This window comes from Acidovorax carolinensis (genome assembly GCF_002157145.1).
Lineage (GTDB): Bacteria > Pseudomonadota > Gammaproteobacteria > Burkholderiales > Burkholderiaceae_C > Acidovorax > Acidovorax carolinensis.
This window is the reverse complement of record NZ_CP021361.1, coordinates 4,035,935-4,061,878: the sequence shown is the minus strand read 5'-3', so window position 1 is coordinate 4,061,878 and position 25,944 is coordinate 4,035,935. Positions and strand designations below refer to the sequence as shown.

General features: G+C 66.2%; 17 protein-coding genes. 11 read left to right on the top strand and 6 right to left on the bottom strand.

Features of this window, described 5'->3' with window-relative positions; all coding sequences use genetic code 11:
- The first annotated feature begins 7 nt into the window (after positions 1–7).
- The 7 genes from CBP34_RS19015 to CBP34_RS18985 all read left to right on the top strand — a co-directional run bounded on the left by CBP34_RS19015 (position 8) and on the right by CBP34_RS18985 (position 11,585).
- Positions 8–1,507: a DUF4178 domain-containing protein gene (locus CBP34_RS19015; RefSeq protein WP_086928437.1), complete on the top strand. Its 1,500-nt coding sequence runs from the start codon at positions 8–10 to the stop codon at positions 1,505–1,507.
- 21 nt (positions 1,508–1,528) lie between these two features.
- Positions 1,529–1,753: a DUF350 domain-containing protein gene (locus CBP34_RS19010; protein WP_086928438.1), complete on the top strand. Its 225-nt coding sequence runs from the start codon at positions 1,529–1,531 to the stop codon at positions 1,751–1,753.
- A 117-nt stretch (positions 1,754–1,870) separates the two neighbouring features.
- Positions 1,871–3,592 (top strand): site-specific DNA-methyltransferase, encoded by a 1,722-nt coding sequence (locus tag CBP34_RS19005; protein WP_094098943.1) that lies wholly within the window; start codon positions 1,871–1,873, stop codon positions 3,590–3,592.
- Between the two features lie 3 nt (positions 3,593–3,595).
- Positions 3,596–5,491 (top strand): ATP-binding protein, encoded by a 1,896-nt coding sequence (locus CBP34_RS19000; protein ID WP_094098942.1) that lies wholly within the window; start codon positions 3,596–3,598, stop codon positions 5,489–5,491.
- Positions 5,488–8,208 (top strand): DEAD/DEAH box helicase, encoded by a 2,721-nt coding sequence (locus CBP34_RS18995; protein WP_094098941.1) that lies wholly within the window; start codon positions 5,488–5,490, stop codon positions 8,206–8,208. The genes CBP34_RS19000 and CBP34_RS18995 overlap by 4 nt, the downstream gene beginning before the upstream one ends.
- On the top strand, positions 8,205–9,746 hold the full coding sequence (locus tag CBP34_RS18990) for a polyamine aminopropyltransferase (protein ID WP_094098940.1): 1,542 nt from the start codon (positions 8,205–8,207) through the stop codon (positions 9,744–9,746). The genes CBP34_RS18995 and CBP34_RS18990 overlap by 4 nt, the downstream gene beginning before the upstream one ends.
- A 144-nt stretch (positions 9,747–9,890) precedes the next feature.
- A complete protein-coding gene (locus CBP34_RS18985) occupies positions 9,891–11,585 on the top strand; it encodes an FAD-dependent oxidoreductase (protein ID WP_094098939.1) in 1,695 nt (564 codons plus the stop codon).
- An 81-nt stretch (positions 11,586–11,666) separates the two neighbouring features.
- Here the strand turns inward: CBP34_RS18985 and CBP34_RS18980 are convergent, their stop codons facing one another.
- Positions 11,667–13,562, bottom strand: a complete 1,896-nt coding sequence (locus CBP34_RS18980; protein WP_094098938.1) for a bifunctional metallophosphatase/5'-nucleotidase — start codon at positions 13,560–13,562, stop codon at positions 11,667–11,669.
- A gap of 465 nt (positions 13,563–14,027) precedes the next feature.
- On the opposite strand from CBP34_RS18980, the gene CBP34_RS18975 reads away from it, so the two are divergent.
- From CBP34_RS18975 to CBP34_RS18960, 4 genes are all read left to right on the top strand, one after another.
- A complete protein-coding gene (locus CBP34_RS18975) occupies positions 14,028–14,534 on the top strand; it encodes a GNAT family N-acetyltransferase (RefSeq protein WP_335622255.1) in 507 nt (168 codons plus the stop codon).
- 170 nt (positions 14,535–14,704) lie between these two features.
- Positions 14,705–16,060: an esterase-like activity of phytase family protein gene (locus tag CBP34_RS18970; protein ID WP_094098937.1), complete on the top strand. Its 1,356-nt coding sequence runs from the start codon at positions 14,705–14,707 to the stop codon at positions 16,058–16,060.
- Between the two features lie 258 nt (positions 16,061–16,318).
- Complete coding sequence (locus CBP34_RS18965) at positions 16,319–17,023, top strand: riboflavin synthase subunit alpha (protein WP_094098936.1); 705 nt, start codon at positions 16,319–16,321, stop codon at positions 17,021–17,023.
- A 91-nt stretch (positions 17,024–17,114) separates the two neighbouring features.
- Positions 17,115–17,606, top strand: a complete 492-nt coding sequence (locus CBP34_RS18960) for an NUDIX hydrolase (protein WP_094099275.1) — start codon at positions 17,115–17,117, stop codon at positions 17,604–17,606.
- Between the two features lie 57 nt (positions 17,607–17,663).
- Here the strand turns inward: CBP34_RS18960 and CBP34_RS18955 are convergent, their stop codons facing one another.
- The 5 genes from CBP34_RS18955 to CBP34_RS18935 all read right to left on the bottom strand — a co-directional run bounded on the left by CBP34_RS18955 (position 17,664) and on the right by CBP34_RS18935 (position 25,760).
- Positions 17,664–18,641 (bottom strand): Bug family tripartite tricarboxylate transporter substrate binding protein, encoded by a 978-nt coding sequence (locus CBP34_RS18955; protein ID WP_086913744.1) that lies wholly within the window; start codon positions 18,639–18,641, stop codon positions 17,664–17,666.
- Positions 18,642–18,693: 52 nt separating this feature from the next.
- Positions 18,694–19,875 carry a tricarballylate utilization 4Fe-4S protein TcuB gene (tcuB, locus tag CBP34_RS18950; RefSeq protein ID WP_094098935.1) on the bottom strand — a complete coding sequence of 394 codons (1,182 nt, stop codon included), beginning with the start codon at positions 19,873–19,875 and terminating at the stop codon, positions 18,694–18,696.
- Entirely contained in the window at positions 19,862–21,325 is a 1,464-nt protein-coding gene (gene tcuA / locus CBP34_RS18945; RefSeq protein ID WP_094098934.1) for an FAD-dependent tricarballylate dehydrogenase TcuA, read from the bottom strand. Before tcuA ends, tcuB begins: the two co-directional genes overlap by 14 nt.
- Before the next feature lie 291 nt (positions 21,326–21,616).
- Positions 21,617–22,555 (bottom strand): LysR family transcriptional regulator, encoded by a 939-nt coding sequence (locus CBP34_RS18940; protein ID WP_094098933.1) that lies wholly within the window; start codon positions 22,553–22,555, stop codon positions 21,617–21,619.
- A gap of 25 nt (positions 22,556–22,580) precedes the next feature.
- Entirely contained in the window at positions 22,581–25,760 is a 3,180-nt protein-coding gene (locus tag CBP34_RS18935) for a DEAD/DEAH box helicase (protein ID WP_094098932.1), read from the bottom strand.
- Positions 25,761–25,944 lie beyond the last annotated feature (184 nt).

Genomic DNA, 25,944 nt, shown 5'->3' with positions numbered 1-25,944 from the left:
CCGCCCGATGGCTACCGACCCCACACAGCCCACCCAGCGTTACTACCGCGCGCCCTGCCCCGGCTGCGGTGCGCCGGTTGAGTTCAAGAGCGCGCAGTCCACGCACGCCGTCTGCGGCTACTGCCAGAGCACCGTGGTGCGCAGCGGCGAGGTGCTCACGCGCCTGGGCAAGATGGCCGAGCTGTTCGACGACCACAGCCCGCTGCAGCTCATGGCCAGCGGCCGCATCAACATCGACGGCAAGGACCTGCCCTTCACGCTGATTGGACGCCTGCAATACAAGGGCGACGCGGGCGTCTGGACCGAATGGGCCGCCTTCTTGCAAGACGGCACGCTGGCCACGCTGGGCGAGGACAACGGCGCCTACGTCTTCACTCGCCCCATCGACCCCGGCCGCGACATGCCCGAGGCCGCACGCTTTCGCATCGGCACCACAACGGCCATCAACGGCAAGCCCTACAGCGTGGCCTACACGGGCCAGGCGCAGCTGATCTCGGCCCAGGGCGAGCTGCCCAAGCTGCCGCCGCTGGGGCAGCTTTTCGACCTGGTGGAGCTGCGCAGCGCCGACGGTGAAGTGGTCAGCATCGACTACGGCCACACACCGCCCGGCGTCGAGCGCGGCAAGGCAGTACTGCTCGAAGACCTGCAGCTCACCGGTCTGAAAGACGAATCGGCCAAAGACGAAAAAGGCCGCCAGTTCAACTGCCCGCACTGCGGCGCGCCGGTGCAGGTGCAGCTGGCCACCTCCAAAACCGTAACCTGCGGCTCGTGCGCCAGCATCATCAGCCTCGATAGCGGCGTGGGCGGCGAACTGCGCTCGGCCCAGCAGGACGAGCCGGTGCGCCCCATCATCCCGCTGGGCAGCAAGGGCCAGCTGCAGGGCGTACCCTGGCAGGTGGTGGGATTTCAGCACCGCATGGGCGTGGAGCCAGGTGACGATGAACACTTTGGCTGGAGCGAATACCTGCTCTACAACCAAAAGCGCGGCTTTGCCTTTCTGGTCGATTCGGAAGAAGGCTGGAGCCTGGTGCGCCCCACCACGGGCGCGCCCACCTTGGCCGCCAGCGGCCGCAGCGCCACCTATATGGGCACCACCTACCAGCTCAAATACAGCTACGAGGCCGAAACCACCTACGTGCTGGGCGAGTTCTACTGGCAGGTGGAGCGCGGCCAGAAAACCAGCAACCGCGACTTTGAAAGCAGCAAGGGCCTGCTGTCGATGGAGCAAAGCAAGAGTGAGATCACCTGGTCGTCTGGCGACAAGCTGGCCAGCGACACCGTGGTCAAGGCCTTCAAGCTCGAAGACAAGAAAGACGTGCTGCAGCGCGACGACCCCGGCCCCTTCGTGGCCAAGTCGGGCCTGGGCTGCGGCACCATCATCCTGATTGCGGTCATCATCCTCATCCTGCTCATCATCCTGGGCAATTGCTCAGGGTCGTCGGGCAGCGGATACCGCAGTTCGGGCGGCTCGTTTGGCGGGTATTCATCCGGCGGCGGGCACAAATAATTTTTACCCACGGAGGTCATCATGGGAATTGAATGGCTGCGGCCCGCCGCATTTTTTGGCTCCATCCTGTTTGCCCTGGTGGGCGTGCTGGTGTTCTGGCTCAGCTTCGTCCTCATCGACAAGATCACGCCCTACGACCTGTGGCGCGAAATCGTCGAAAAACAGAACAAGGCCCTGGCCATGGTGGTGGCCGCCATGAGTTTGGGCATCAGCATCATCGTGGCGGCCGCCATCCACGGCGGCTAAAGTCACCGCGTTGCCCCGCCCCACCGCGCCACCCCCTGCGGGTGGCTCCGCGCCATGGCGCAGGCCACACAATACCGCCTGCTTTCACCGGCCCCCCCGGCCCGACACCACCACCCCATGCCCACCCTCGACTGGCTCAACCGCGCCCACGCCTTCACCACCGCCGCCCAGGTGCCCTACCGCCTGCTGGAAAACGTCTCGACCCACGGCGACGCCGCCAGCGCACAAGGCAACCTGCTCATCCAGGGCGACAACCTCGAAGCCCTCAAGGCCCTGCTGCCGTTTTACCGGGGGCAGGTGAAATGCATCTTCATCGACCCGCCCTACAACACCAAAAGCGCCTTCGAGCATTACGACGACAACCTGGAGCACAGCCAGTGGCTCAGCATGATGCTGCCGCGCCTGCAGCTGCTGCGCGACCTGCTCAGTGACGACGGCTCGATCTGGGTGACGATCGACGACAACGAGGGGCATTACCTCAAGGTGCTGATGGATGAGGTGTTTGGGCGGCGGAATTTTGTGGCGAGTTGCGTTTGGCAAAAGCGCTACTCACGAGAAAACCGTGAAGCGATTGGCGATGTGCATGACTACCTTCATGTGTATGCACGAAATCCAGAACGTTTCAAGCGTGAGCGCAATCTGGTACCCATGAACGAGGAACAGGCAAAGGTTTACCGCAACCCCAACAACGACCCACAAGGGCGTTGGCGGCCTGTGCCGATGACGGCACAGGCAGGCCACGCTACGCCAGAACAGTTCTACGAAGTTGTCACACCCAGCGGCAAATCGCATTTCCCCCCAGACGGGCGGTGTTGGGGCATCGCCAGGGCTACCTATGAGCGCTTACTTGCAGAAGGCAGGATTTACTTTGGCAAGAATGGGGATGCACAGCCCAACATCATTCGCTACCTGTCAGAAGTGCCTGGGCTGGCTCCCTGGACATGGTGGCCATCGGAAGAAGTAGGTCACACCGACGAAGCAAAAAAAGAGGCGAACACTCTTTTCGGTGGTGAAACCAGCTTCGGGACCCCGAAGCCAGAACGCCTGATCCAGCGCATCCTCCACATCGCCACCCACCCCAACGACCTCGTCCTCGACAGCTTCCTCGGCTCCGGCACCACGGCCGCAGTCGCCCACAAGATGGGCCGGCGCTGGATCGGCATCGAGATGGGCGAGCACGCTGCCACCCATTGCCTGCCGCGCCTGCAAAAGGTGATTGACGGCGAGCAGGGCGGCATCAGCCAGGCGGTGGGCTGGCAGGGCGGCGGCGGCTTTCGCTTCCAGAGGCTGGGCGCGCCGATTTTTGACGCCGATGGCTGCATCCACCCCGAGGTGCGCTTTGCCACGCTGGCCGCCTTTGTCTGGCAGCAGGAAACCGGCACCGCCTTTGACCCCGCGCGAGCCACGCCGGGCACGTCTCACCTGGGCACGCACTCTGTTTTTGATAGCTATGAGCGCTTGCCAGACGGGCGCCAGGAGCCTATTTCACCTGAAACCCTGCCCCCAGCCGCGCAAACCCCGCCGGCCCAGGGCGAACTCGGCCTGCAGGCGCCCGACGCGCTGCCCCCGCCCGAACCCGTTCCCGCACCGGCCCCCGTGCTGCGCAGCCGCACGGCGTATTACCTGCTGTTCAACGGCATCCTGGGCGACAAGCGCCCGGCCAGCGGCAATGTGCTGACCTCGGCCGTGCTCGATGCGCTGCTGGAGCTGCACGCCACCACGCCCCACCCCGAGACACCGCTGGTGGTGTATGGCGAGGCCTGCCGCCTGGGCGAAGCGCGCCTGGCGCTGGCGCGGGTCACGTTCAAGCACATTCCGTATGACGTGAAGGCACGGTGAGGGATGAACGCATCGGAGTTGCTGGAAAGCCTGAACCTGCTTGACGAAAACGAACGCATTGAGGCCAAGCGAGCGCAGGAGGCGGGCAGGTCGCTGCTGGAAACCATTTGCGCCTTTGCCAATGAGCCGCATCTGGGCGGTGGCTGGCTGCTGCTGGGCGTGGCTCCCGATGAACAGGCGCTGTTTCCCGCGTATGCGGTGGAGGGCGTGCCCCATCCGGACAAGCTCAGCGCCGACTTGGCCAGCCAGTGCGCCACGACGTTCAACATGCCGCTGCGGGTGGAGATCCGCACCGAAACGTTGGCGGGCGAACCGGTCGTGGTGGTTTTCGTGCCCGAGGCCGCCCCGCAGGACAAGCCCATCTACTTCAAGGCCACGGGCTTGCCCAAAGGCGCATTTCGCCGCATTGGCAGCACCGACCAGCGGTGCACCGAAGACGATCTGGAAACGCTGTACCAATCGCGCCAGCGTGAAAGTTTTGATACGGGGCTGGTTTCTGGCGCCGAACTGGATGATCTGGACGACGACGCCATTGCCGACTACCGCCAGGCCCGGGCCGAGGCCAACCCCGATGCCGAGGAACTGCGGTGGACGGACGCAGAACTCTTGCAGGCTTTGAGCGCGGTGCGGCGCGATGCGACAGGCGCATGGAAGCCCACGGTGGCCGGGTTGCTGCTGTTTGGCAAGCCCGTTGCCTTGCGCCGCTGCTTTCCGATGACGCGGGTGGACTACATCCGGGTGCCGGGACGTGAATGGGTGCCGCATCCCGACCGCCGCTTTGACACCGTGGAGCTGCGTGCGCCGCTCTTCACGCTGCTGCGCCGCACCCAGGCCGCGGTGCTGGATGACCTGCCCAAGGGCTTTGGGCTGGAAGAAGGCCAGTTGCAGCGCAGCGACCGGCCCGTGATCCCGCTGCGCGCGCTGCGCGAGGCGCTGGTCAATGCCCTGATGCACCGCAGCTACCGCGTGCAGGCGCCGGTGCAGGTCGTTCGCTACGCCAACCGGCTCGAAATCCGCAACCCTGGCTTTTCGCTCAAGTCGCCGGATCACCTTGGGGAGCCGGGCTCCATGCCGCGCAACCCCCACATCGCCGCCGTGCTGCATGAAACCCGCTTTGCCGAAACCAAGGGCAGCGGCATTCGCGCCATGCGCGAGGCGATGGACAAGGCCGGGCTGGTGCCACCCCTGTTCGAGTCAGACCGGGGCCAGGATCAGTTCAGCACCCTGTTTTTCTTTCACCACTTTCTGGGCGAGGACGACATCCGCTGGCTGGGGCAGTTCAAGGCCCTGCAGCTCAGCGACGAGGAGGCCCGCGCCCTGGTCGTGGCGCGCGAGGCTGGCGCCATCGACAACGCGACCTACCGCGCTTTGAACAAGGTGGACACCCTGACCGCCAGCAACGCCCTGCGGCGATTGCGCGACGCGGGCCTTTTCAACCAGCAGGGCCGGGGCTCGGCGACCTGGTACCAGCCTACGGACAAGCTGGTGGGCGGCGCGCCTGGCGGCTTGTCTGGCAAGCTGGACGCACTATCCAGTAAGCCAGACCTCTTATCCAGTAAGCCAGCCCTCTTATCCAGCATGTCTGAGGGCTTATCCAGTAAGTCGGACGAGGAACGGAATGCGCTGCTGGATGAAATTCCAGGTCAATTGGCGGCGCGCATCGGCAGCATAGGCCGACGCCACCCGCCGGAGCTGGTGCGCGAACTGGTAGTGGAACTTTGCAATGTGCGGGCATGGCGGGCCGAAGAACTGGCCCTATTGCTGAGCCGCAAGCCCGAAACCATCCGACAGGATTACCTGCGCCCGCTGTTGGCGCAAAAGCGCATTGCCATGACGTTGCCGGATACGCCCCATTCCCCGCAGCAGGCCTACCGCAGCCTGCGGGAAGATTTTTCATGACCTATTCCATCACCCTCAAGACCTACCAGCAGGCCGCCCTCGATGCGCTGGCCGCGTTCGCCCGCGCAGCCCGCATCAAGAGCCCGGCGCTGGCCTTTGGCGAACTGGCGGGCCGCCCGTACAACCTTGACGCCTTTGGCCCGCAGGTGCCTTGCGTGTGCCTGCGCATTCCCACGGGTGGCGGCAAAACGGTGTTGGCAGCGCACGCGGTGCCCCTGCTGGCGCGCGAGTGGCAAGGCAGCGATGCGCCGGTGGCCGTGTGGCTGGTGCCCAGCGATGCCATCCGCCAGCAAACGCTCAAGGCCTTGCAGACGCCGGGCCACGCCTACCGCACCGCGCTGACCGATGCCTACGGCGAGGGCTTGCAGGTGTGCACGCTCGACGATGTGGCGCAAATCGCCCCGCCCGACTGGGGGCGCCATGCCGTGGTGGTGGTGGCAACTATCCAGAGCTTTCGCATCGAGGACGCGGGCCAGCGCAATGTGTACAGCTTCTCGGAGGGCTTTGAGCCGCACTTCAAGGGCGCGCCAGAAGGCGCCATGGCCTGCCTGCATGACTTGCCCGACGCGGTGGTGACGGCGCAAGACGCCGCGCAAGATGCCACCGGCGTGCTGGCAGGCTTTGTGGGCCAGCCGCGCTGGAGCCTGGCCAACTGGCTGGCGCTGCACCGCCCCCTGGTCATCGTGGACGAGGCGCACAACACCAAGACGGACAAGAGCTTCACCGCGCTGCAGCGCCTGAACCCCGCGTTCATCCTGGAGCTGACGGCCACGCCGATTGCGGCCAAGACCAATGTGCTTTACCACGTCAGCGCCCAGGAGTTGGCGGCCGAGGACATGATCAAGCTGCCCATCGTGCTGGCCGAGCACCCCGAGGGCTGGCCCGCCGCCGTGTTTGGCGCGGTGCAGACGCAGCGCAAGCTGGAGGCCGAGGCACTGAAGGACGAGGCCGAGGGCCACGGTTATGTGCGGCCCATCGTGCTGTTTCAGGCGCAGAACGTGGGCGACGAAATGCCGCCCGAGAAGCTGCGCGACTATCTGGTCAACGAGCTCAACCTGCCAGACAACCAGATCGTGGTGGCCACGGGCACCCAGCGCGGGCTGGACGACATCGACCTGGCGGCGCGCCATTGCCCGGTGCGCTTTGTGATTACCGTGCAGGCGCTGCGCGAGGGCTGGGACTGCCCGTTTGCCTATGTGCTGTGCAGCCTGCAAAAGCTGACCAGCGCCACGGCGGTGGAGCAGTTGCTGGGCCGGGTGCTGCGCATGCCGCATGCCCGCCGGCGCGGGCGCGAGGCGCTCAACCGCGCCTATGCCCATGTGTGCGCAGCGGAGTTTTCTGCGGCGGCGCACGCGCTGGCAGATCGCCTGATCCAGCACATGGGGTTCGAGGCGCTGGATGTGGCGTCGATGCTGGCGCCGCCTTCGAGCTACCCGCTGTTTGGCGAAGAATATGAACAAAATTCGCCTTTAGCGCCCGCCCCTCAAGCGCTGATAGCTACCAATTTTGAAGCGATTGCGGCCACGCCCGAGCTGCTGGCGGTGCCCGGTGTACAGCAGCAAACCATTGCGGGCGCCGCGCAGGTGGTGGTGGCGGGCCACATCGAGGCCAGCACCGAGGCGCTGATGCTGGCCCAGGTGCGCGGTGCCAAAAAGCAGGAGCAGCTGCGCGAGCAGGTGGCCCAGCACAACGCGCTGGTGGCGGCCAGCGTGGCGCCCGCATCGCGCGGCGTGCCCTTTGCGCCCGTGCCCACCCTGGCCTACCGCACCGACGCACAGGCGCCGCTGTGGCCGCTGGAGCAGGGCGCGGTGCTGGGCACGGTGGAGCTGGACCTGCTCAGCCCCCAGGCCGTGCAGCTGCCCGGTTTTCATGTGGTGCAAGAGTCGAACGTGATCGAGATCGACGTGAAGGACGCACGCGTGACGCTGCGCCCCATCGATGTGCAGCAAATGGCCATGGACTACGGCGCCAGCAGCATCACCGCCGACACGCTGGTGCGCTGGCTGGACCAGTCGCTGCACAAGGCGCTGCACGCGCCGCTGGCGGGCACCACCCAGTCGCAGCGCCGCGCTTTTCTGGCGGCCGTGGTGAATCACCAGCTGCACGCCTGCGGCCTGCCGCTGGTGGTGCTGGCGCAGGCGCGGTTTCAGTTGGCCCGGTGCATCGCGCTGCATGTGGGCGATCTGCGCGACCAGGCGGCCACGCGGCAGTTTCGGCAGCTGGTGTTGCAAAACGGCCAGGCGGGCGCATGGTTGGTCGAGAGCGACTGGGCCCGGCCCCATGTGTTTGAGCCGGGCCGCTACCCGGCACCGGTGGCGTCGCGCTACAGCGGGCGCTACCAGTTCACGCGGCATTACTTTGCCGTGCTGGCCGACCTGAAAGACGGCGGCGAAGAGTTTCAGTGCGCGCAATTGATCGACCGCCACCCCCAGGTCAAGCAATGGGTGCGCAACCTCGACACCGCGCCCTGCGGCTTTGCCCTGCCCACGTCGCGCGGCCGGTTTTTTGCCGACTTTGTGGCCGAGCTGGTCGATGGCCGTGTGGCCTTGCTCGAATACAAGGGGGCGCATTTGCTGAGCGACCCTTATGAAATTGAAAAGAGCCAGGTCGGTGCGCTGTGGGCCCAGGCCAGCGCGGGCAAAGCCGTATTTGGCTGGCTGACCCGGCAGCAAGACGGCAAGAGCCTGGCGCAGCAGCTCGATACGGTGTTGGCATGACACCTGCCACCGCGCCTGGGGCGCCACCCGGCGGCGCCCGCCCCATCGACATCGCCCTGCTCGCCAGCGTGTTCGTGGTGGCGGCCTGCGGACTGCTCTACGAGCTGGCGGCGGGCGCGCTGGCGTCGTATTTGCTGGGCGACTCGGTGCTGCAGTTCAGCACCATCATCGGCACCTATCTGTTTGCCATGGGCGTGGGCTCGTGGCTGTCACGCTATTTCGAGCGGCAGCTGCCGGCGCATTTCCTGCGCATCGAATTGCTGGTGGCGCTGATCGGTGGGGCGCTGCCAGCCACGCTCTTCATCGCCAACGCTTATGCGCCGGGGGCGTTTCGCTTCCTGCTGTATGGCATGGTGCTGGTGGTGGGCACGCTCGTCGGCCTCGAGATTCCGCTGGTCATGCGCATCTTGAAGCGCAACGTGGCGCTGAAAGACCTGGTTTCGCAGGTGCTCACGTTCGACTACCTGGGCGCGCTGGCCGTGTCGCTGGCGTTTCCGCTGCTGCTGGTGCCGCAGCTGGGGCTGATCCGCACGGGGCTGCTGTTTGGCCTGATGAATGCGCTGGTGGCGCTGTGGGCGGTGTGGCTGTTTCGCTGGGAGCTGCGCCGCCTGCGCGCGCATGTGGCGGCCTGCGTGATGGTGTTGGGCTTGCTGCTGGCCGCGCTGGTGGGGGCCGAGCAGATCACCAGCTTTGCCGAAGACAAGTTCTACCAGGACCGCATTGTCTTTACCGCAGCTTCGCCCTACCAGCGCATCGTGGTCACCCAAGGCAAGCAGGGCCACCGGCTGTTCCTCAACGGCAACCTGCAGTTCGCCGAGCGCGATGAATACCGCTACCACGAGGCCCTGGTGCACCCGGCCATGGCGGCGCATGGCGCGCCCAAGAAGGTGGCGGTGCTGGGCGGCGGCGACGGCATGGCGGTGCGCGAGATCCTCAAATACCCCTCTGTCGAATCGGTCACGCTGGTCGAGCTGGACCCGGCCATGACGCGGCTGTTCAGCCAGCATGAAACGCTGACGCGCCTGAACGGCGGGGCGCTGGCCAACCCCAAGGTGCATGTCGTCAACACCGACGCGTTTCAGTGGCTGCAGGACACCGATGACCTTTTCGATGTGATCGTGGTTGACTTCCCCGACCCCACCAATTTTTCCATCGGCAAGCTCTACACCAACAGCTTCTACGCCCTGCTGGAGCAGCGCCTGAGCGCCAGCGGCTATGCCGTGGTGCAGACCACCTCGCCCCTGGTGGCGCGGCAAAGCTTCTGGACCGTGGTGCAGACCATCGAATCGGTGGGTCTGCGCACGGCGCCCTACCACGCCCATGTGCCCAGCTTTGGCGAGTGGGGCTTCGTCATCGCCAGCCGCCGCCCCTGGCGCCTGCCCGAGGCGCTGCCTGCGGGGCTGCAGTTTCTGAGCGCCGGCACGCTGCCCCTGCTGTTTGACTTTCCGCTCGACATGGCGCGCGTGCCCGCCGAGGTGAACCGCCTGTCCAACCAGGCGCTGGTGCACACCTATGAGCGCGAGTGGGGAAAACATTGAGATACCCCCCTGAGCCGCTTCGCGTCTTCCCCGCAGGGGGACAACGCCAGCGCGGCGGGGCGGCCCTTGCGCGGCGTTTGCTGGCTTTGGCCGCGCCAGTTTCTTCGAGCGCGTGCATCATGCGGCCTGAAAGATACTGACGCCATGCAACGCCGCCACTTTCTTGCCACCGCAGCCGCCTCGGCAGCCATGTCCGTGCTGTCGTCGGGCTGCGACCGGGCGCCGCGCACGCTCGAAGGCGGCTTCACTGGCATCGACATGGCGCGCGGCCATGCCCTGCGCGACCTGCTGGCCACGGGCACCCTGCCCGCGCCCGCCGTGGTGCGCCGCGCGCAGGTGGTGATTGCGGGCGGCGGCGTGGCCGGGCTGGCGGCGGCGCGCTCGCTGCGGCTGGCGGGCGTGGATGACTTTGCCCTGCTGGAGCTGGAAGACCAGCCGGGCGGCAACAGCCGCGGCGGCCAGGTCAACGGCATCGCCTGCCCGCTGGGCGCGCATTACCTGCCCGTGCCCGGCGACGACGCGCGCGAGGTGCAAGACCTGCTGGAAGAACTGGGCCTGCGCCAGCGCGTGGCCGGGCGCTGGCAATACGACGAGCGCCACCTGGCCCACAGCCCGCAGGAGCGCCTGTTCTTCGAGGGCGAGTGGCAAGAGGGCCTGCTGCCCGTGCAGGGCGTGGGCGAGGCCACGCTGGCGCAGTACCGGCGCTTTGCCGAGCGGGTGCAGGCGCTGGGCAAGGCCGCGCGCTTCACCATGCCCATGCTCAAGGGTTTGGATGCAAAACGGCCACTAGCGCCCACCCATCAAACGCTAGATGCTATGACTTTTGCTGCATGGCTGGACCAGGAGGGGCTGGATGACCCGCGCCTGCGCTGGTACCTCGACTACTGCTGCCGCGACGACTATGGCGCGGGCACGGCGCGCGTGTCGGCCTGGGCCGGCATCCACTACTTTGCCAGCCGCCACGGCTTTCATGCGCCGGGCGAGGCCGCCGCCGAAGACCGCGAGGGCGTTCTCACCTGGCCCGAGGGCAACGGCTGGCTCACCCAGCGCCTGGCCGCGCCGCTGCACGACGGGGGCCAGTTGCGCACGGGCTGCAGCGTGCTGCGCATCACCGAGGGCCGCCGTGGCGTGCAGGTGGACGCCTTCAACCATGCCACCGACAGCATGGAGCGCTGGCAGGCGCAGCGCTGCATCGTGGCGCTGCCGGTGTTCATGGCGGCGCGTGTGGTGCAGGGCCCGCCCGCCTTTTTGCGCGAGGCCGCGCGGCGCCTGTCGTGGGCGCCGTGGCTGGTGGCCAACATCCACATCGACGCACCGCTGGCCGACCGCCCCGGCGCCGCGCCCGCGTGGGACAACGTGCTCTATGGCGATGCCAACCCGGGTGGCCTGGGCTATGTGGACGCCGGCCACCAGCGCCTGGACCCGCGCGCCGTGCTCGCCGGCCCCACGGTGCTGAGCTACTACCAGGCGCTGGGCGATGTGCCGCAGGGCCGCGAGCAACTGGCCACCCAGCCCTGGACGCACTGGGCCAACGCCACGCTGGCCGCCTTGAGCGTGCCCCACCCCGACCTGCGGCGCCGCGCCACGCGCGTGGACATCACCCGTTACGGTCACGCCATGTCCATTCCCACGCCGGGTGTGCTGGGGTTTTTAAGCCAGATTGGCCTTCAACCCCTGCCAGATAAGCGCAAACAGCTATCAAATGGTGAGCGCGCCGCCTGGCTCCCGACGCCCACCACCGCACGCCTGGCCTTTGCGCACAGCGACTGGTCGGGCTATTCGGTGTTTGAAGAAGCCTTCACGCGCGGGCATGGCGCGGGGCTGGCGGTGGCGCGCTAGCGGCGCCACACAGCGCCAAGGCATTGCACTCCGGAGCAGGTTGGGTGCTTGGCATGGGTTCGCATGCCACGCAGATCTTCCTCAGGGCAGCGCCACGCCGGCCTTGGTGATGACCTTCTGGTGCGAGTAGTCAGCCGCCTTGGGGCGGGCGATGGTGCCCTGGGCGATCACATAGTCCACGAAGCTCTGGGTGTAGAGCAGGTAGGTGTTGACATAGCGGCCTGCGGTGTAGACGGGCTTGAGCGTGGCATAACCATCCCCACCCGCAGCCACGAAGTCGTTGGTGACCAGCACGTAGGTCTTGGCAGGGTCGATGGCGGCCCAGGCGCCCGTGGTCTTGTTGCGCACCTGCACGTTGCTGAAGCGCTGGCCCTTGGCTTTGCTCATGTCCAGGTCCCAGCGCAGGCCTGCGGCGTAGGGGTGCGCACCGTCCGACGGCACGGCCGCGTCCAGATGGGCGGCCACGCCGTCTTCCAAGGCGGCAATCACTTCCGAACCCTTGAGGTCCATCTCAACCAGTACGTTGGTGAACGGCAGCAGCGTGAACGCCGTGTTCATGCTGAGCGAGCCAGCAGCAATCGGCGTGCGCACGCCACCGGCGTTTTGCAGCGCAAAGTCTGCGCGCTTGCTGGCGCGCAGGAAGGCTTCGGCCACCACCTGGGCGGCGTCGCTGCCGCGCGCCAGGGTGTTGGCGGTTTCGCAGCCTGCCACACCGGTGTTGCGGCTATTGGAGCCACCGGGCACGCGCATCAGGCACAGGGCTTCGCTGGCCGTGCCGATGGTGATGGCCTTCTGGGCCGTGACCTGGGATGCGTAGCCGGATAGTGTCTGGGTGGCTGCGGCGTCGGGCGTCACGACCTTCACATTGGCATGGGAGGCCAGCTTGGTGACCAGTGCGGCGCGGTCGGCGTCGGCCAGGGGCTGCCACGCGCCCGCGCTGTCCTTGCGCTTGAAGCTGTCGCCAATCACCAGCTGGGTCTTGCCTGCGCAACTGGCTACGCTGCCTTGCGCATTGAACTTCACGTTCATGAGCCCGTAGGCCTTGGCGTATTCCCAGGCCTGGCCGATACATACGGTCTCGCCCGATTTGTTCTTGACCACCGTGGGGTAGGTTCCGGTGGCGGAAGCAACCCCGACCGCCTTGAAGTCGCCCAGCAGGGTGTGCGAGTCGCCACCGATGACCACGTCCACATCGGTAAGTTGCGCGGCGATCTGCTTGTCGTTGTCGTAGCCCAGGTGCGACATCAGCACGATGTGGCGCACGCCCTTGGCCTTGAGATCGTCGATGGCCTTCTGTGCCGCCTTCGCCTCGTCCTGGAACTGGGTGGTGGCCAGCGGGCGCGAAGAGTTCATCGTCTTGGCAGCAATGGTCACGCCCACGATGCCCACGTCCACGCCGTCGATCTTCTTGATGGTGTAGGGCTGCAGGTAGGCGGGGGCGCCGGCCGGGGCCAGCGGCGTGCCGGTCTGCGGCACGATGTTGGCCGACAGTGTGGGCGTCTTGCAGTTGCCGCCGTTGGCCGGGTCGGCCAGTGCATCGAGAAAGCCCTTGAACACGCCATCGCCGTCGTCGAATTCGTGGTTGCCGGGAATGAAGGCGTCAAAGCAAATGCTGTTCATCATCTGCGCATCGGCCTTGCCCTTGAAGAAGGTGTAGTACAGCGAGCCCGTGATGGCGTCGCCCGCATGCAGCTTGAGCAGGTTGGGCGTGCCGGCAAGCGACTTGAACACCGCCGTCTGGCGCGCAAAGCCGCCCAGTTCGACCTGTGTGGCCACGCCGTCGAGCGTCAGCTCGGTGGCGGCAAAGGCATCGAGCTGCGAGTGGTGGTCGTTGATGTGGGCGATGTTCAGCTCGATGGTCTTGAAACTGGGTGCATCGTCACTGCCGCCGCAGGCCGCCAGGCCCAGGGTGAGTGCGCCCATCAGGGCCAGGGCCAGCGGACGGCGGGGCGTGGAGAACGGAGCGTGCAGGTGCATGGGGGCCTTCGGTAATGTGACGACTTGAAACAACAAGGGCGCAGTGTTTTGTCATTGCGTGACGGCCGTGTGACGACACGCAATAGTCCCTGCGATACCGTGCGCACAACGCTTCGTTGGTCCACTTTGAACAGGGCGCAAGTCAGTCATCAGCGCGTCATGGCCGGTGGTTACCTTTGCGGCATTGTTCTGTTTTCCGAATGCTGTTTGCCATGCCGATCCTCTCTCTCCCGCCCGTGAATGCCACCATTGCTGCCGTGCTGACCGTGACCGCCAGCGCCTGGGGCCTGCCAGCCTCCGCACAGGCCGCGCAGGCCGTCTGACCGCCCGCGCGCCGAGCGCGCGTCGCAAGCCAACCAGGTGTTGGCTCCCCTTGCCCGACAATCCGGTGCTTGCTTTTTGTCTGCAGCCACCGTGTTGACCCCCCCTGTTTCCCGAAAGTCCCCTGTCCGTCTGCGTGCCCTTGTGCACCACGACCTCGCGGACCTTCTTGCCGTGCAGCTCGCCTGCTATGGGCCGGGCTTCGTCGAGAGCGCCGAGGTGTTTGCGCGCCGCCTGACCAGCCCGGCCAACTGCTCGCTGGTGCTGGAGCGCGATGGAAAAATCTGCGCCTATCTGGCCGCCTACCGCTCCGCACTGGGCAAGGTGACGCCTCTGCACGGTGATTTCGAGCCCGTGCCGCAGGCCGACACGCTGTACCTGCATGACATGGCGGTGTTGTCCGCCTTTGCCGGGCAGGGCATGGCGCAGGCACTGCTGCAGTCGCTGTGGGACGAGGCGGCGGTGCAGGGACTGCGGCACACGGCGCTGGTTTCGGTGCAGGGCTCACAAACCTATTGGGAGCGGCATGGCTATGCCCCCAGGCCGCTGGGCGATGCCGCGCAGCGCGAGCGCCTGGCCACCTATGGCGCGGGCGCGGTGTACATGGCGCGCGCCATGGCGGCGGCAACAGCTTGGCCCTCCACGCGCTGACGGCATGGCCCAGCCGGGCGCCTGCTGGGCCCCCCCGCAGGACACGCAGGCGGGCGCGGGCGCCTTCTGCAGAACTGCCCCCCGGCCTGTCAAGGCGGCGTCATGTAGCGTTCACGGGCAAGTCACGCGGCCCATGCATCGTTGCGGCTTCATCCACCCTGATCGCCACCATGCTCCGTCTCTCCCGCCTTGCAGCCTGCGCCGCCCTGCTGTGCGCCGCGTCCACCTCTGCCCTGGCCCAGCAGGCCTACCCCGCCACTCTGGCCGGACACGCAGTGCTGCCCGCCCTCACGCTGATCTCCGCCCCCAAGGATGCGCCTGCAGACCTGCAGACCAGTGGCAAGTTCACCACCGGCAGCCGCGTCGAAAAGCTCGCCAGCGTGGAAGGCAAGTCGGTTGGTCGCCCCACGGGCATTTCGGTGCCGTTCAAGGGCCAGCCGGTGCAGGGGCACTCGGGCATCAAGCGCATGGCCGATGGCTCGTATTGGGTTCTGACCGACAACGGCGCTGGCTCCAAGGCCAACTCGCCCGACTTCATGCTGCACCTGAGCCACTACAAGGTGGACTTTCAAAGCGGCAAATTCAACCGCCTGAAAACCCTGTTCCTGCACGACCCCGACAAGAAGCTGCCGTTTCGCATCACCCAGGAAGGCACCAAGCAGCGCTACCTGACCGGCGCAGACCTGGACCCCGAGAGCTTCCAGTTCGCCGGTGGCGCGCTGTGGATCGGCGAAGAATTTGGCCCTTTCCTGATCAAGGCCGACCTGCGCGGCAAGGTGCTGGCTGTGTTCGAAACCCAGGTGGATGGCAAGGTGGTGCGCTCGCCCGACGCGCCTGGTGTGCTCATGCCCGGCGCCCCTGATGCCAAGCCCACGGCGTTCGAGGTCAAGCGTTCCAAGGGATTTGAGGCCATGGCCGCCTCCAAGGACGGCAGCAAGCTCTATGCACTGCTCGAAGGCGCGCTGTGGAACGAAGAGGCCAAGGCCTATGAAAACGTGAGTGGCAAGCAATACCTGCGCGTGCTGGAGTTCGACGTGAAGTCCGAGCAATGGACGGGCCGCCACTGGAAGTACGTGATGGAAGGCAACCACCACGCGATTGGCGACTTCAACATGATCGACGCCACCACGGGCCTGATCATCGAGCGCGACAATGGCGAAGGCACTGCCGACAAGGCCTGCCCGGCAGACCAAAAGCGCACCGACTGCTTCCATGATCTGCCCAAGTTCAAGCGCGTGTACAAGGTGGAAATGAGCGACGCGAACGTGGGCGGCGAGATCCGCAAGATCGGCTTCATCGACCTCATGGCCATCCAGGACCCGCAGAAGATTGCCAAGAAGCCCTTGACCAACGGCGTGCTGACTTTCCCGTTCTTCACCATCGAAAACGTGGATGTGGTGGACGGCACCCACATCGTGGTGGGCAACGACAACAACCTGCCGTTCAGCAGCAGCCGCGACCCGAACAAGGCCGACGACAACGAGCTGGTGCTGCTGGAAGTCGGCGAGCTGCTGCGCGCAAGGTAGGGTGACACCCCCCTGAGACGCTTCGCGTCTTCCCCCCGCTCTTGCGCTGCGCGCGGGCAGGGGGACGCAGCCCTCGCTGCGGGGCGGCCCTTGCTCGGCTGCCCTGGCCTGGGCTGCGCCAGTTTTGGGCGCCCTGAGCTGGTACGACACACATGAAAGCAGGACGCATGCAGGTTTCAACCCCAGGGTGACCTGTGAAGGCGGCCAGTGGCAAAATTCCCGACTCCCATTCCAACGCACCCGGAAAGCCGCGCCACCATGTTCACAGGCATCGTCCAAGCCACGGCAGGCATTGCCGCCATACACGACCGCGCAGGGCTGCGCACCTTCACGCTCGACTTCCCCGAAGGCTTCTGCCAGGACCTGGCCATTGGCGCCAGCGTCGCCACCGACGGCGTGTGCCTCACGGTGACGGAAATCCTCTCGCCCACGCAGGCCAACTTCGACGTGATGCTGCAAAGCCTGAACATCACCACGCTGGGCAGCTACCAGCAGGGCGACCGCGTGAACGTGGAACGCGCTGCCAAGGATGGCGCCGAGATCGGCGGGCACCCGCTGTCGGGCCATGTCGATTTCACCGGCACGCTCATCGAGCGCCGGGAGTTCGACAACAACCTGGTGTGGCGCGTGGCCGTGCCGCCCGACTTTCGCAAATACGTTTTCGCCAAGGGCTACATCGCCATCCACGGCGCCAGCCTCACGGTGGCGGAAGTGAACCGGGCCGAGGGCTGGTTCGAGGTCTGGCTGATCCCCGAAACCCGCCGTGCCACCGTGTTTGAAAACAAGCTGGTGGGTGACCGCCTGAATATCGAGATCGAGCGCAGCACCCAGGTGGTGGTGGACACCGTGCGCGAGGCGGTGCACGAGAGCCTGGGCCGCCTGCAGCCGGTGCTGGAGGCTCTGCTCCAGGAAAAGGGACTGTCGCTCGACGACTTCGTGCAGGCGCCCGTGGTGCCGCACTGAACGGCGCTCAAGAAGCGTCCCGTGGCGGCTCCAAAGCGCCTTTGCGGGCCCCATCAGGCGCCTGTCACGGCCCATGGTCATAATGCGCGCCATGCCAAACCGCTGGAAACCCAATGTCACCGTGGCCGCCATCATCGAACGCGATGGTCGCTTCCTGTTGGTCGAAGAAGACACGGCCGATGGCCTCAAGCTCAACAACCCGGCCGGTCACCTGGACCCGGGCGAGTCACCCATCGAGGCCTGCGTGCGCGAGGTGCTGGAGGAAACGGCGCACGATTTCACACCCGTGGCCCTGGTGGGCGTGTACCTCAACCGCTTTACGCGCACGCGCACGGGCGACGACATCACCTACTTGCGGTTTGCCTTTGCCGGCACGGTGGGCACGCACCACGAATGGCGCGCGCTCGACGAAGGCATTGTGCGCACCGTGTGGATGACGCTGGATGAGTTGCATGCCAGCGCAGGCCGCCACCGCAGCCCGCTGGTGTTGCAGAGCATCCAGGACTACCTGGCCGGGCAGCGTGCGCCGCTGGCACTGATCCACACCGACGCGAGCGTGCTGCAAAACGCAGCGGCCCTCTGACGGGGCCGCATGGTTTGAGCGAGGCACCTGTGGCCTCGTCGGGGTGCCGTGCCGAAATCAGTCCGCCGTGAGCTTGCGCTCCTTGATGATGGCGGCCCACTGGGTCGATTCCTTCTTCATGAAGGCCGTGAATTCGGCGCGCGTGGTGGGCTGCGGCGTGAGGCCGTGCTTGAGCAAGGCTTCCTTCACGCCCGGGTCATTTAGCACCTTCACGATCTCCTTGTTCCAGCGGTCCAGCAGCGGCGCTGGGGTCTTGCCGGGCGCCACGAAGGCATACCAGTTCAGCGCCTCGAACCCCGGAAAGCCCGACTCGGCCACCGTGGGGATGTTGGGCAGGTAGGCCGGGCGCGTCAGGCCCGTGGTGGCCAGCGGAATCAGCTTGCCGGTTTCCACATGCGGCATGGCGGTGGGCGGCGCGGCAAAGTAGGAGGCAATGCGTTCGCCCAGCAGGTCCTGCAGCGCGGGCGCGCCGCCCTTGTAGGGCACATGCACCATGTCGATGCCGGCGCGCTGGTTGAACAACTCCCCCGCCAGGTGCGATGCCGAGCCCGCGCCGGTGGAGGCAAAGTCCACGCTGCCGGGTTTCTTTTTGGACAGCTGAACGAACTCGGCCAGCGTCTTCACGCCCGTGCCCTTGTGCACCACCAGCACGTTGGGAAAGTTCACGCCGCCCGAGATGGGCGCCAGGTCCTTGAAGGGGTCGTAGCTGAGCTTCATCAGATGCGGGGCAATGGTCAGCGGGCCGACCGAGCCGAACAGCAGCACCGAGCCATCGGGTGCGGCATTGGCGACAAACTGGTGGGCAATGTTGCCGCCCGCGCCGCCCTTGTTGTCCACCACCACCGACTGGCCGATGTTCTCGCCCAGCTTTTTGGCGATCAGGCGCGCGGCTGCGTCGGCAGCGCCGCCCGCGGCAAAGCCCACCACCAGCGTGACGGGTTTCTTGGGCGGAAATTCCTGGGCGGCGGCCGTGCCGGCCAGCAGCAGGGACGAGGCAGCGAGCGCGGTGGCGCGCAGCAGTTGGCGTTTGTTCATGGGGTCTCCTCGGGGTGTTGTGGGTGATGGGTGGCGTGGGATCGTGGTGCGCTCAGTCCGCACCCAGCCCGATGGGGTTGGGCTGGCGTTTTTCCACCGCGTGGCGCAACAGCGCCGCAGTGCGGAAGATGCCGTGGGCAAACTTGCCGTAGGGCAGCGTGGCAAACAGTGCCATCACCGCGCCCAGGTGCAGGCACAGCAACAGCGCCAAGGCGGGCGTGTCACGGCCCAGCCACAGCGCCAGGCCACTGGTGGCGGTGAGGAACAGCAGGGCAATGAAGCCGCGGTCCATGGGTTTTTGCGCGGCATCGCCATGCAGCGGGTGGCGGCGCAGGTTCAGCCGCCACAGGCCGGCCGTACCCAGCGCCAGGCTGACGCCGCCCACCACGCCCAGCAGTTTGGGCAGGCTGGGCAGGTCGTAGGGCGCGGCCCAGCCGAAGGCATAGTGGTACACCGTGGCCACGCTGGTGGCTGCAAAGCACAGCATGAAACCGTAGAACGTGAGGTGGTGAAAGCGCCGGCGCGACAGGGTGTAGGCATCGTCCTCGTTGTGGCAGCCGTCGCCATGGCCGCCGTCCAGGTATTTGAGGCGCAGCACCGCATCGGTGGCCTCGGCAGCGGCCGGTGTGGACAGCGGCGCGCCGCTGGTGGCGGGTGTCACGTCGCGCCAGAAGCGGCGCACGCCCAGCGCCAGCGCCAGCGTGGCAAACAGGAACACCGGCGCAAACAAGCCCACCAGCAGGTTGTGCGGGAAGATGCCGTAAAAGCCGCCCACCGGCGTGCTCCACAGCGCGGCCGGGCCCTGGCCGTGCAGCACCACGGCCAGCACCAGGAACAGCGCCAGCCCTGCGGCCAGCGCCAGCGACAGCGTGAGCCCCTGGCGCTGGTAGAGCTGGCCCAGCGCCGGTGGCCAGGCGTAATCGGCATAGGTCTGCCCGCGCACCTGGGCCATGGCCTGGGGCACGTTCACCGCAAACTCGTGCGGCGGTGCGTATTGGCAGGCGTGCAGGCAGGCGCCGCAGTTGTGGCACAGGTTGGCCAGGAAGTGGATATCGGCCTTGCCAAATTCGAGCCGGCGCGTCATGGCCGGGAACACGGCGCAAAAGCCTTCGCAGTAGCGGCAGGCATTGCAGATCTGCATTTGGCGTGCCACCTCGGTTTCAGGGGCCGACAGCACGATATCGCCGTTCGCCAGCGCCCGGGCGTCGCGCGTCAGGGCTTCAAGCGACTGCATGGTTTGCTCCTTGTTTTGTAGCTTCTTGCGCTTGGCGAGCAGGCGCTGGAGGCCGTTTTGATGCCAAAGCTGCGTTCGTGCCGGCGATGCGGCCAAATGCTGTGCCAATGCTCATGCCCACCCCCGCCGTGTAGCCCTTGCCCAGTACGTTGCCGGCCATCATTTCGCCGGCCACAAACAGGTTGTCGCTGGGCTGGTTGTTGAAGCGCACGGCGGCGGTGTCGTCGGTGTGCAGGCCCAGATACGTGAAGGTCACGCCGGGCTTGAGCGCATAGCCATAGAACGGCGCGGTGTCGATGGTCCGCGCCCAGTGCGTCTTGGCGGGTGTGACGCCTTCGGTGTGGCAATCATCCAGCGCGGTGTGGTCAAAGTGGCCTACGCGGCAGGCAGCGTTGTAGCTGTCGAGCGTACGCATGAAAGTGTCCACTGGCAGGCCGAGCTTTTGCGCCAGCTCGGGCAGGCTGTCGGCCTTGACGCCCGGAAACACCGGCGGCATGAAGCGGCCGATGGCCTTGCTGTCGATGATCGAATAGCCAATCTGCCCCGGCTGCTGCGCCACCAGGCGCCCCCAGATGGCGTAGCGCTTGGGCCAGAAGTCTTCGCCCTCGTCATAAAAGCGCTCGGCCTCGCGGTTGACCACCACGCCCAGCGACACGCAGTCGATGCGCGTGCAGATTCCGCCGTCGTACAGCGGGGCACGCGCGTCAATGGCCACCATGTGCGCCTGCGTCGGGTCGCCAATGCGGTCGGCGCCGTGGTCTTCGAGCAAATGGCGCAGCAGTACGCCCTTGTTGAAGGCCGTGCCGCGGATCAGGAAGTTGTCGGCCGGCCATTCGCCGCGCTCGTTCTGGCCCCAGGCCTCGCGCAGCCATTCGCGGTTCGATTCAAAGCCCCCGGCGGCCAGCACGCAGGCTTTGGCGGTGATGCGCTCGGGTTTGCCGTTGACGGTGCAATGCGCGGCAATGAAGCGGCCGTTCTCGATCTCAATGCGGTCCACCGGCGCTTCATAGCGGATCTGCACGCCCAGCTTTTCCGCACTGCGGTAGTAGGCATTGACCAGCGCCTTGCCGCCGCCCATGAAGAACGCATTGGTGCGCGCCACATGCAGCGCGCCCGAGAGCGGCGGCTGGAAGTGCACACCGTGGCTGCGCATCCAGTCGCGGCAGTTGCTGGAAGCGCGGATGACGAGGCGCGCCAGGTGTTCATTGGTCAGGCCGCCCGTCACCTTGAGCAGATCCTGCCAATATTCCTCTTCGGGGTAGGCCTCGACCAGCACGTCCTGCGGCGCATCGTGCATGCAGCGCAGGTTGCGCGTGTGGCCGGAGTTGCCGCCGCGCCACTCGCGCGGAGCCGATTCGAGCAGCAGCACGCTGGCGCCGGCCTCGCGGGCCATCAGCGCGGCGCACAGGGCGGCGTTGCCGCCGCCAATCACGAGCACGTCAGGCGTCATGGGCAGTTCTCTTCATTCATGGGGTTAAGGATGACCTGCATAGCTCCCTGCGGCCGTTGGTAGCGCGGCCTCGGGCGGTCCACTGCGTTGCTCTTCTTGACAATAGCCGAGCTATTGGCCGCAAAAAGGCGCCTTGTGGCCCATCCCGATCCGCACTAGCACCGACTCGCGGGGGTTATGCAGTTCATCCTTGAATGTAGAAAGAATGCCCCCGCTTGCGCAGGGGTTGCCCGGCATGACCCCATCACGAATCGTGATGGGCTGACTCCCGGTAAGACCAGCCCCTCGGGGTCAGACCAGCGTGGCTCCCACCCACCGGCCCGACTGCACCAGCTCGCGCACGCAGTCGCCCAGCACCACGCGCGCCGCCAGCGCGGCGGGCGAGAGCTCGTCGTCCGACAGGCTGCACAGCGCGGCGGGCCGGTAGGCCGGGCCATCCTCGATTTCGGTCAGCACAAAGCGCTGCGCCGCATCGGGGTAGCGGCCCACGGCGGCCCAGGGCTGGATAGTGCTGCCCAGCCCCATGTCCACCGCATCCATCAGCAGCGCCAGCGAATCGATCTCCATGGCCATGCGCGGCGTCACGCGGGCCTGGGCAAAGGCGGCATCCAGCCGGCTGCGCAGGCCATGCGGCCCGGTGGGCAGGATCAGCGGCTCATCACCCAACTGCGCCAGCGCCACCTTGCCTGTCGGCAGCGGCAGGGGCTGCGGGGCGGGGTGGTGGGCTGAGCGGATCAAAAAAAGGCGCTCCTCCAGCAACGGCAGCACGCTCCAGCGGCGCGCCGGCTGCGTGTCGAACAACACGGCTAGGTCGAGCTGGCGCGCGTTGAGCATGGTCGAGAGGTGGCCCGAGAGGCTGCCCACCATATGCAGCCGCACATCGGGGTAGCGCTCGTGCATGGCGCGCATCAGCGGCACGCCCAGCACCGACGCGGTGGTGGGCGACAGGCCCACGCTCACGCTGCCCGTTAGGCGCGCCTGCTGCGCCGCGCGCGCGGCCTGGTCGGCATGGCGCAGCGCCAGTTGCGCCTCGCGGAAAAAGGCCAGCCCGGCCTCGGTGGGCACGGCGCCCTTGGCGGTGCGCTGCAGCAGCCGGGTGCTGAGCTCCCCCTCCAGGCGACTGATCTGCTGGCTCAGGGCCGACTGCACCATGTTCAGGTCGAGCGCGGCGCGGCCCATGGAGCCGAGTTCGACGATGCGGACGAAGTAGCGGAGTTGGCGCAGTTCCATGGGAATCCTTTTTTTGACGGCAGTGCTACATCCCGCGTAACACACTGAACTCTCGGAACAGTCGCGCGGGCAACGGATTGCGCAATCGCCAGACGATGCTCATGGGTCGATCGCCCTCGGCCGACTCCAGCGCCACGGGGCCGCAGGCGCGGTAGGCCTCACCCTTGCGCGGCCGCACGAAAAGTTGGAATTGCCAGCCATTGGTCGCGCTTTCGAGGTAGCGGCGGCCACCTGGTGTGTCCGGGCCTGCGCTGTTCTGACTTTGCCAATGGAAACGCTCGGCGCTGATCGCGTAGTCGTGGTACGCGATGCGGTCGTGGTAACCCTCGCTCTTGTCGAGCGTGACGAACAACAGTTCGGTTTTGCGGTTGAGCAGCGACAAGGTGCCAGCTTGAAACGGCACACGTCGCGACGCTGTCAGCCAGCCCACTGCGGTGAGTATTTCGCGCACGCCATAAGCGGCGTGCAGGCACAGGGGCGTGTCTTCGAGACCGGGCACGGGATGCGCGCCCAAAGTGCTGCGGGCCTGCAGCAGTGCAGATAACTCCACTAGCTCGGCCGCAATGGCGGGATGGCGCGCCATGCGCTCCATGAAGGCATCGTGCCCGGCGGCCTGGTCATGGCGCCCATCAATCTGGTACGCCAGCATTTGCACACCCAAGGCTTGCTCTGCATTGAGCGCCAGTGAGGGGTCTTGGCGCGCACCGACAGCGGTCATCACGTCGAGCCGGCGCGGATCATCCACATGCAGCAGGTCACCAAAGCGGCGGCTGAAGTAGTCCTCCTCCGGGCCGGGTTCGGCAACCATCAATCCCGCGTCGCGTTGCAGTGCCGTCCAGCCGCTGCGGCCTTGGCCAATGCTGGCGCGGTAGATGTCTTCCAGCTCCAGCGACTGGTCGTGCAGAAAATCGGCCAACTTCACAGCGGAGCGGCCACGCAGTGCTGCGTAGGTCTGTAGCTCAGTTTTCAGGCGACGCCAGTTCTGCGCTATCAGGGCCCGCAGGCCTTGTAAAACCTGCTCTCGCGTCTGGCGTTGCAGGTGAATGTGACAGCCGGGCGGCAAGCTGCCAAAGCCGTTCTCCACACCGTCCGTCAGCTCACGGCGCGACAAGCCGGTCAGGCTCGACAGCAAACGGTCAAACCGAAACTCGGTCCGGTGCTGGCCGACAAAGTCGAGCACAAGACAGCTTTCCTTGCCGGGCGCCAAACGCAGGCCGCGGCCCACCTGCTGCTGGAAAAGCACCGGGCTTTGCGTGGGCCGCAGCAACAACAGCGTGTCCACCATCGGCAGGTCGATGCCTTCGTTGTAGAGATCGACCGTGACCAGCGCGCACAGCTCGCCTTGCGCCAAGCGTTGAGGCGCGCGGCGCCGCTCTTCGCTCGGCGTCGTACCGACCACACAGGCAGCGGGCAGACCCGCGCGATTGAGCCAGTCCGTCATGAACTCGGCGTGCGCCACCGACACACAGAAAACAATGGCCCGCGACCGCTTGGCATCGGACGCCAAGCGGCGCCATTCGTTGATGACCAGCCGGGCGCGAATGTCGTTGCCTGTGACCAGGTTATCCACCGCCTCCCTCTCTCCCGGTCGGTCCCAAGGCACTTCCGAGAAGTCGGTGGTGTCGTCGCAGGCGTAGTACTCAAACGGCGCCAGCAGCTGCAGGTCCAGCGCATGCCACAGCCGCAGCTCAACCGCCGGGCTGCCGTCGGGCCGTGCATCGAAATACTGCGCGATGGGTTGGCCGTCGCTGCGCTCGGGCGTTGCCGTCAGCCCAAGCAACACGCTGGGCCGAACAGCTTTGGCAAAAGCGTCAAACCGGTCGGCCGCCAGACGGTGGCATTCATCGATCACGACCGTGTGCCAGTGGTCGGCACCCACACTGGCCACAAGATCGCGACTGGTCAGGCTGTCGATGGTGGAAAACAGATGGTCCCAGCGCTCGGGTTGGTGGCTGCCGGTGAGCAGCTCACCGAAATCGGGGGCACGCAGCACCTCGCGGTAGGTGCGCAGGGCCTGGCGCAGGATTTCCTCGCGGTGGGCCACAAACAGAAGGCGCGGGCGCCCGCCTTCGCTGCGGCAGGTGATGCGGTAGTCGAACGCGGCCACCATCGTCTTGCCCGTGCCGGTAGCCGCCACCAAGAGGTTTCGGCTACGGCCATGGGCGCGCTCGGTGGCCAACTGCTCCAGCATCTCCTGCTGATAGGTCTTGGGCTGGAGATCAAAGAAACTGATCGCGGCCGCAGGCTCACCGCCAAACGATTCGCGGCCCAGCGCCGCTGCCAGGGCCTGCCGGTGTTCAACGTTGTCCGGGTCGTAGCGCTGAAACTCGCTGTCGGCCCACAGCGTCTCGAAATGGGCCACGGCACGGGCAAACAGGGCCTCTTGCGCGCGCTGGGTCAGCTTGACGGTCCACTCCAGACCGCCGGTCAGCGCGGCGCCCGACAGGTTGGCGCTGCCCACATACGCCGAACCGAAGCCTGTCTTGCGCTGGAACAGCCAGGCCTTGGCATGCAGACGGGTGCGCCGGCCATCGAGCGAGACGCGCACTTCGCACCCAGGCAGGCGCGCCAGCTCGTCCAGCGCACGCGCCTCGGTCGCGCCGGTGTAGGTGGTGGTGAGGATGCGCAGGCGGGTCTTGGGTTGCGTTGGTGCCTTTTGTTGAGCACCCATGGCCGTGATCTGCTGTAGCACATCCTGCAGCTTGCGGACGCCAGACACGGTGATGAAGCTGACCAGGATGTCCACTTGGTCGCTGGATGCCAATTCACGGCGAATTTCCTGCAGCAACGAAGGTGAGCCTTTTCCGGCGGTAAAGAGCCAGGGCACCGCCAGTCCAATTTCCGGCGACGCCGGAAACTGTTGATCACGCCGGACTGCCCTGAGGACCCGCAACGGAGACGCAACCAAATCAATGACATCCGCAGATGCACCGGTGACCACCGCGCCATCTCCACCGGCCAGCCGCTGGCGCAGCATGACCAGCAGTCCATTGACCAGTTCCAGTTGCGCTTTGACTTTGTCGGCACCTTCACCGGACATGTCGTCGAGGAGGGTCGCGAGTTGCCGTGCAATGGCGTCGGTCAGAAACTCGGCCGCTCCACCCTTCAACTCCGACACATCGGCCCGAGACGGGTCCAGCACAGCGAGAGATCGGGCCACGCCCTCGGTCAACAACAGGTCGTACAGACCATCGGGCAATGCCATCGTCGTCCTTGGTATGAGTTCGGTGGCCTTGATTGTCCTGGCAAGGCACATGACCGAAGAAAGCCTGAGGGATGAATTTCAGCGGCTGGTTCTGCCTGCCGCCGCTGGCTCCTGCGCAAACATGGGCGGAAATCTGTTGCTAATTTTTGATTAAAACAGCCTTCAACCTATATTCATAAAGCGC

Coding starts and splice junctions, on each gene's coding strand:
- CBP34_RS19010 (WP_086928438.1), top strand. CDS start 1,529: ATGGGAATTGAATGGCTGCGGCCCGCCGCATTTTTTGGCTCCATCCTG.
- CBP34_RS18935 (WP_094098932.1), bottom strand. CDS start 25,760: ATGGCATTGCCCGATGGTCTGTACGACCTGTTGTTGACCGAGGGCGTG.
- CBP34_RS18980 (WP_094098938.1), bottom strand. CDS start 13,562: ATGCACCTGCACGCTCCGTTCTCCACGCCCCGCCGTCCGCTGGCCCTG.
- CBP34_RS18960 (WP_094099275.1), top strand. CDS start 17,115: ATGCCAAACCGCTGGAAACCCAATGTCACCGTGGCCGCCATCATCGAA.
- tcuB (WP_094098935.1), bottom strand. CDS start 19,875: ATGCAGTCGCTTGAAGCCCTGACGCGCGACGCCCGGGCGCTGGCGAAC.
- CBP34_RS18965 (WP_094098936.1), top strand. CDS start 16,319: ATGTTCACAGGCATCGTCCAAGCCACGGCAGGCATTGCCGCCATACAC.
- CBP34_RS19000 (WP_094098942.1), top strand. CDS start 3,596: ATGAACGCATCGGAGTTGCTGGAAAGCCTGAACCTGCTTGACGAAAAC.
- CBP34_RS19015 (WP_086928437.1), top strand. CDS start 8: ATGGCTACCGACCCCACACAGCCCACCCAGCGTTACTACCGCGCGCCC.
- CBP34_RS19005 (WP_094098943.1), top strand. CDS start 1,871: ATGCCCACCCTCGACTGGCTCAACCGCGCCCACGCCTTCACCACCGCC.
- CBP34_RS18970 (WP_094098937.1), top strand. CDS start 14,705: ATGCTCCGTCTCTCCCGCCTTGCAGCCTGCGCCGCCCTGCTGTGCGCC.
- CBP34_RS18985 (WP_094098939.1), top strand. CDS start 9,891: ATGCAACGCCGCCACTTTCTTGCCACCGCAGCCGCCTCGGCAGCCATG.
- CBP34_RS18955 (WP_086913744.1), bottom strand. CDS start 18,641: ATGAACAAACGCCAACTGCTGCGCGCCACCGCGCTCGCTGCCTCGTCC.
- CBP34_RS18990 (WP_094098940.1), top strand. CDS start 8,205: ATGACACCTGCCACCGCGCCTGGGGCGCCACCCGGCGGCGCCCGCCCC.
- CBP34_RS18940 (WP_094098933.1), bottom strand. CDS start 22,555: ATGGAACTGCGCCAACTCCGCTACTTCGTCCGCATCGTCGAACTCGGC.
- tcuA (WP_094098934.1), bottom strand. CDS start 21,325: ATGACGCCTGACGTGCTCGTGATTGGCGGCGGCAACGCCGCCCTGTGC.
- CBP34_RS18995 (WP_094098941.1), top strand. CDS start 5,488: ATGACCTATTCCATCACCCTCAAGACCTACCAGCAGGCCGCCCTCGAT.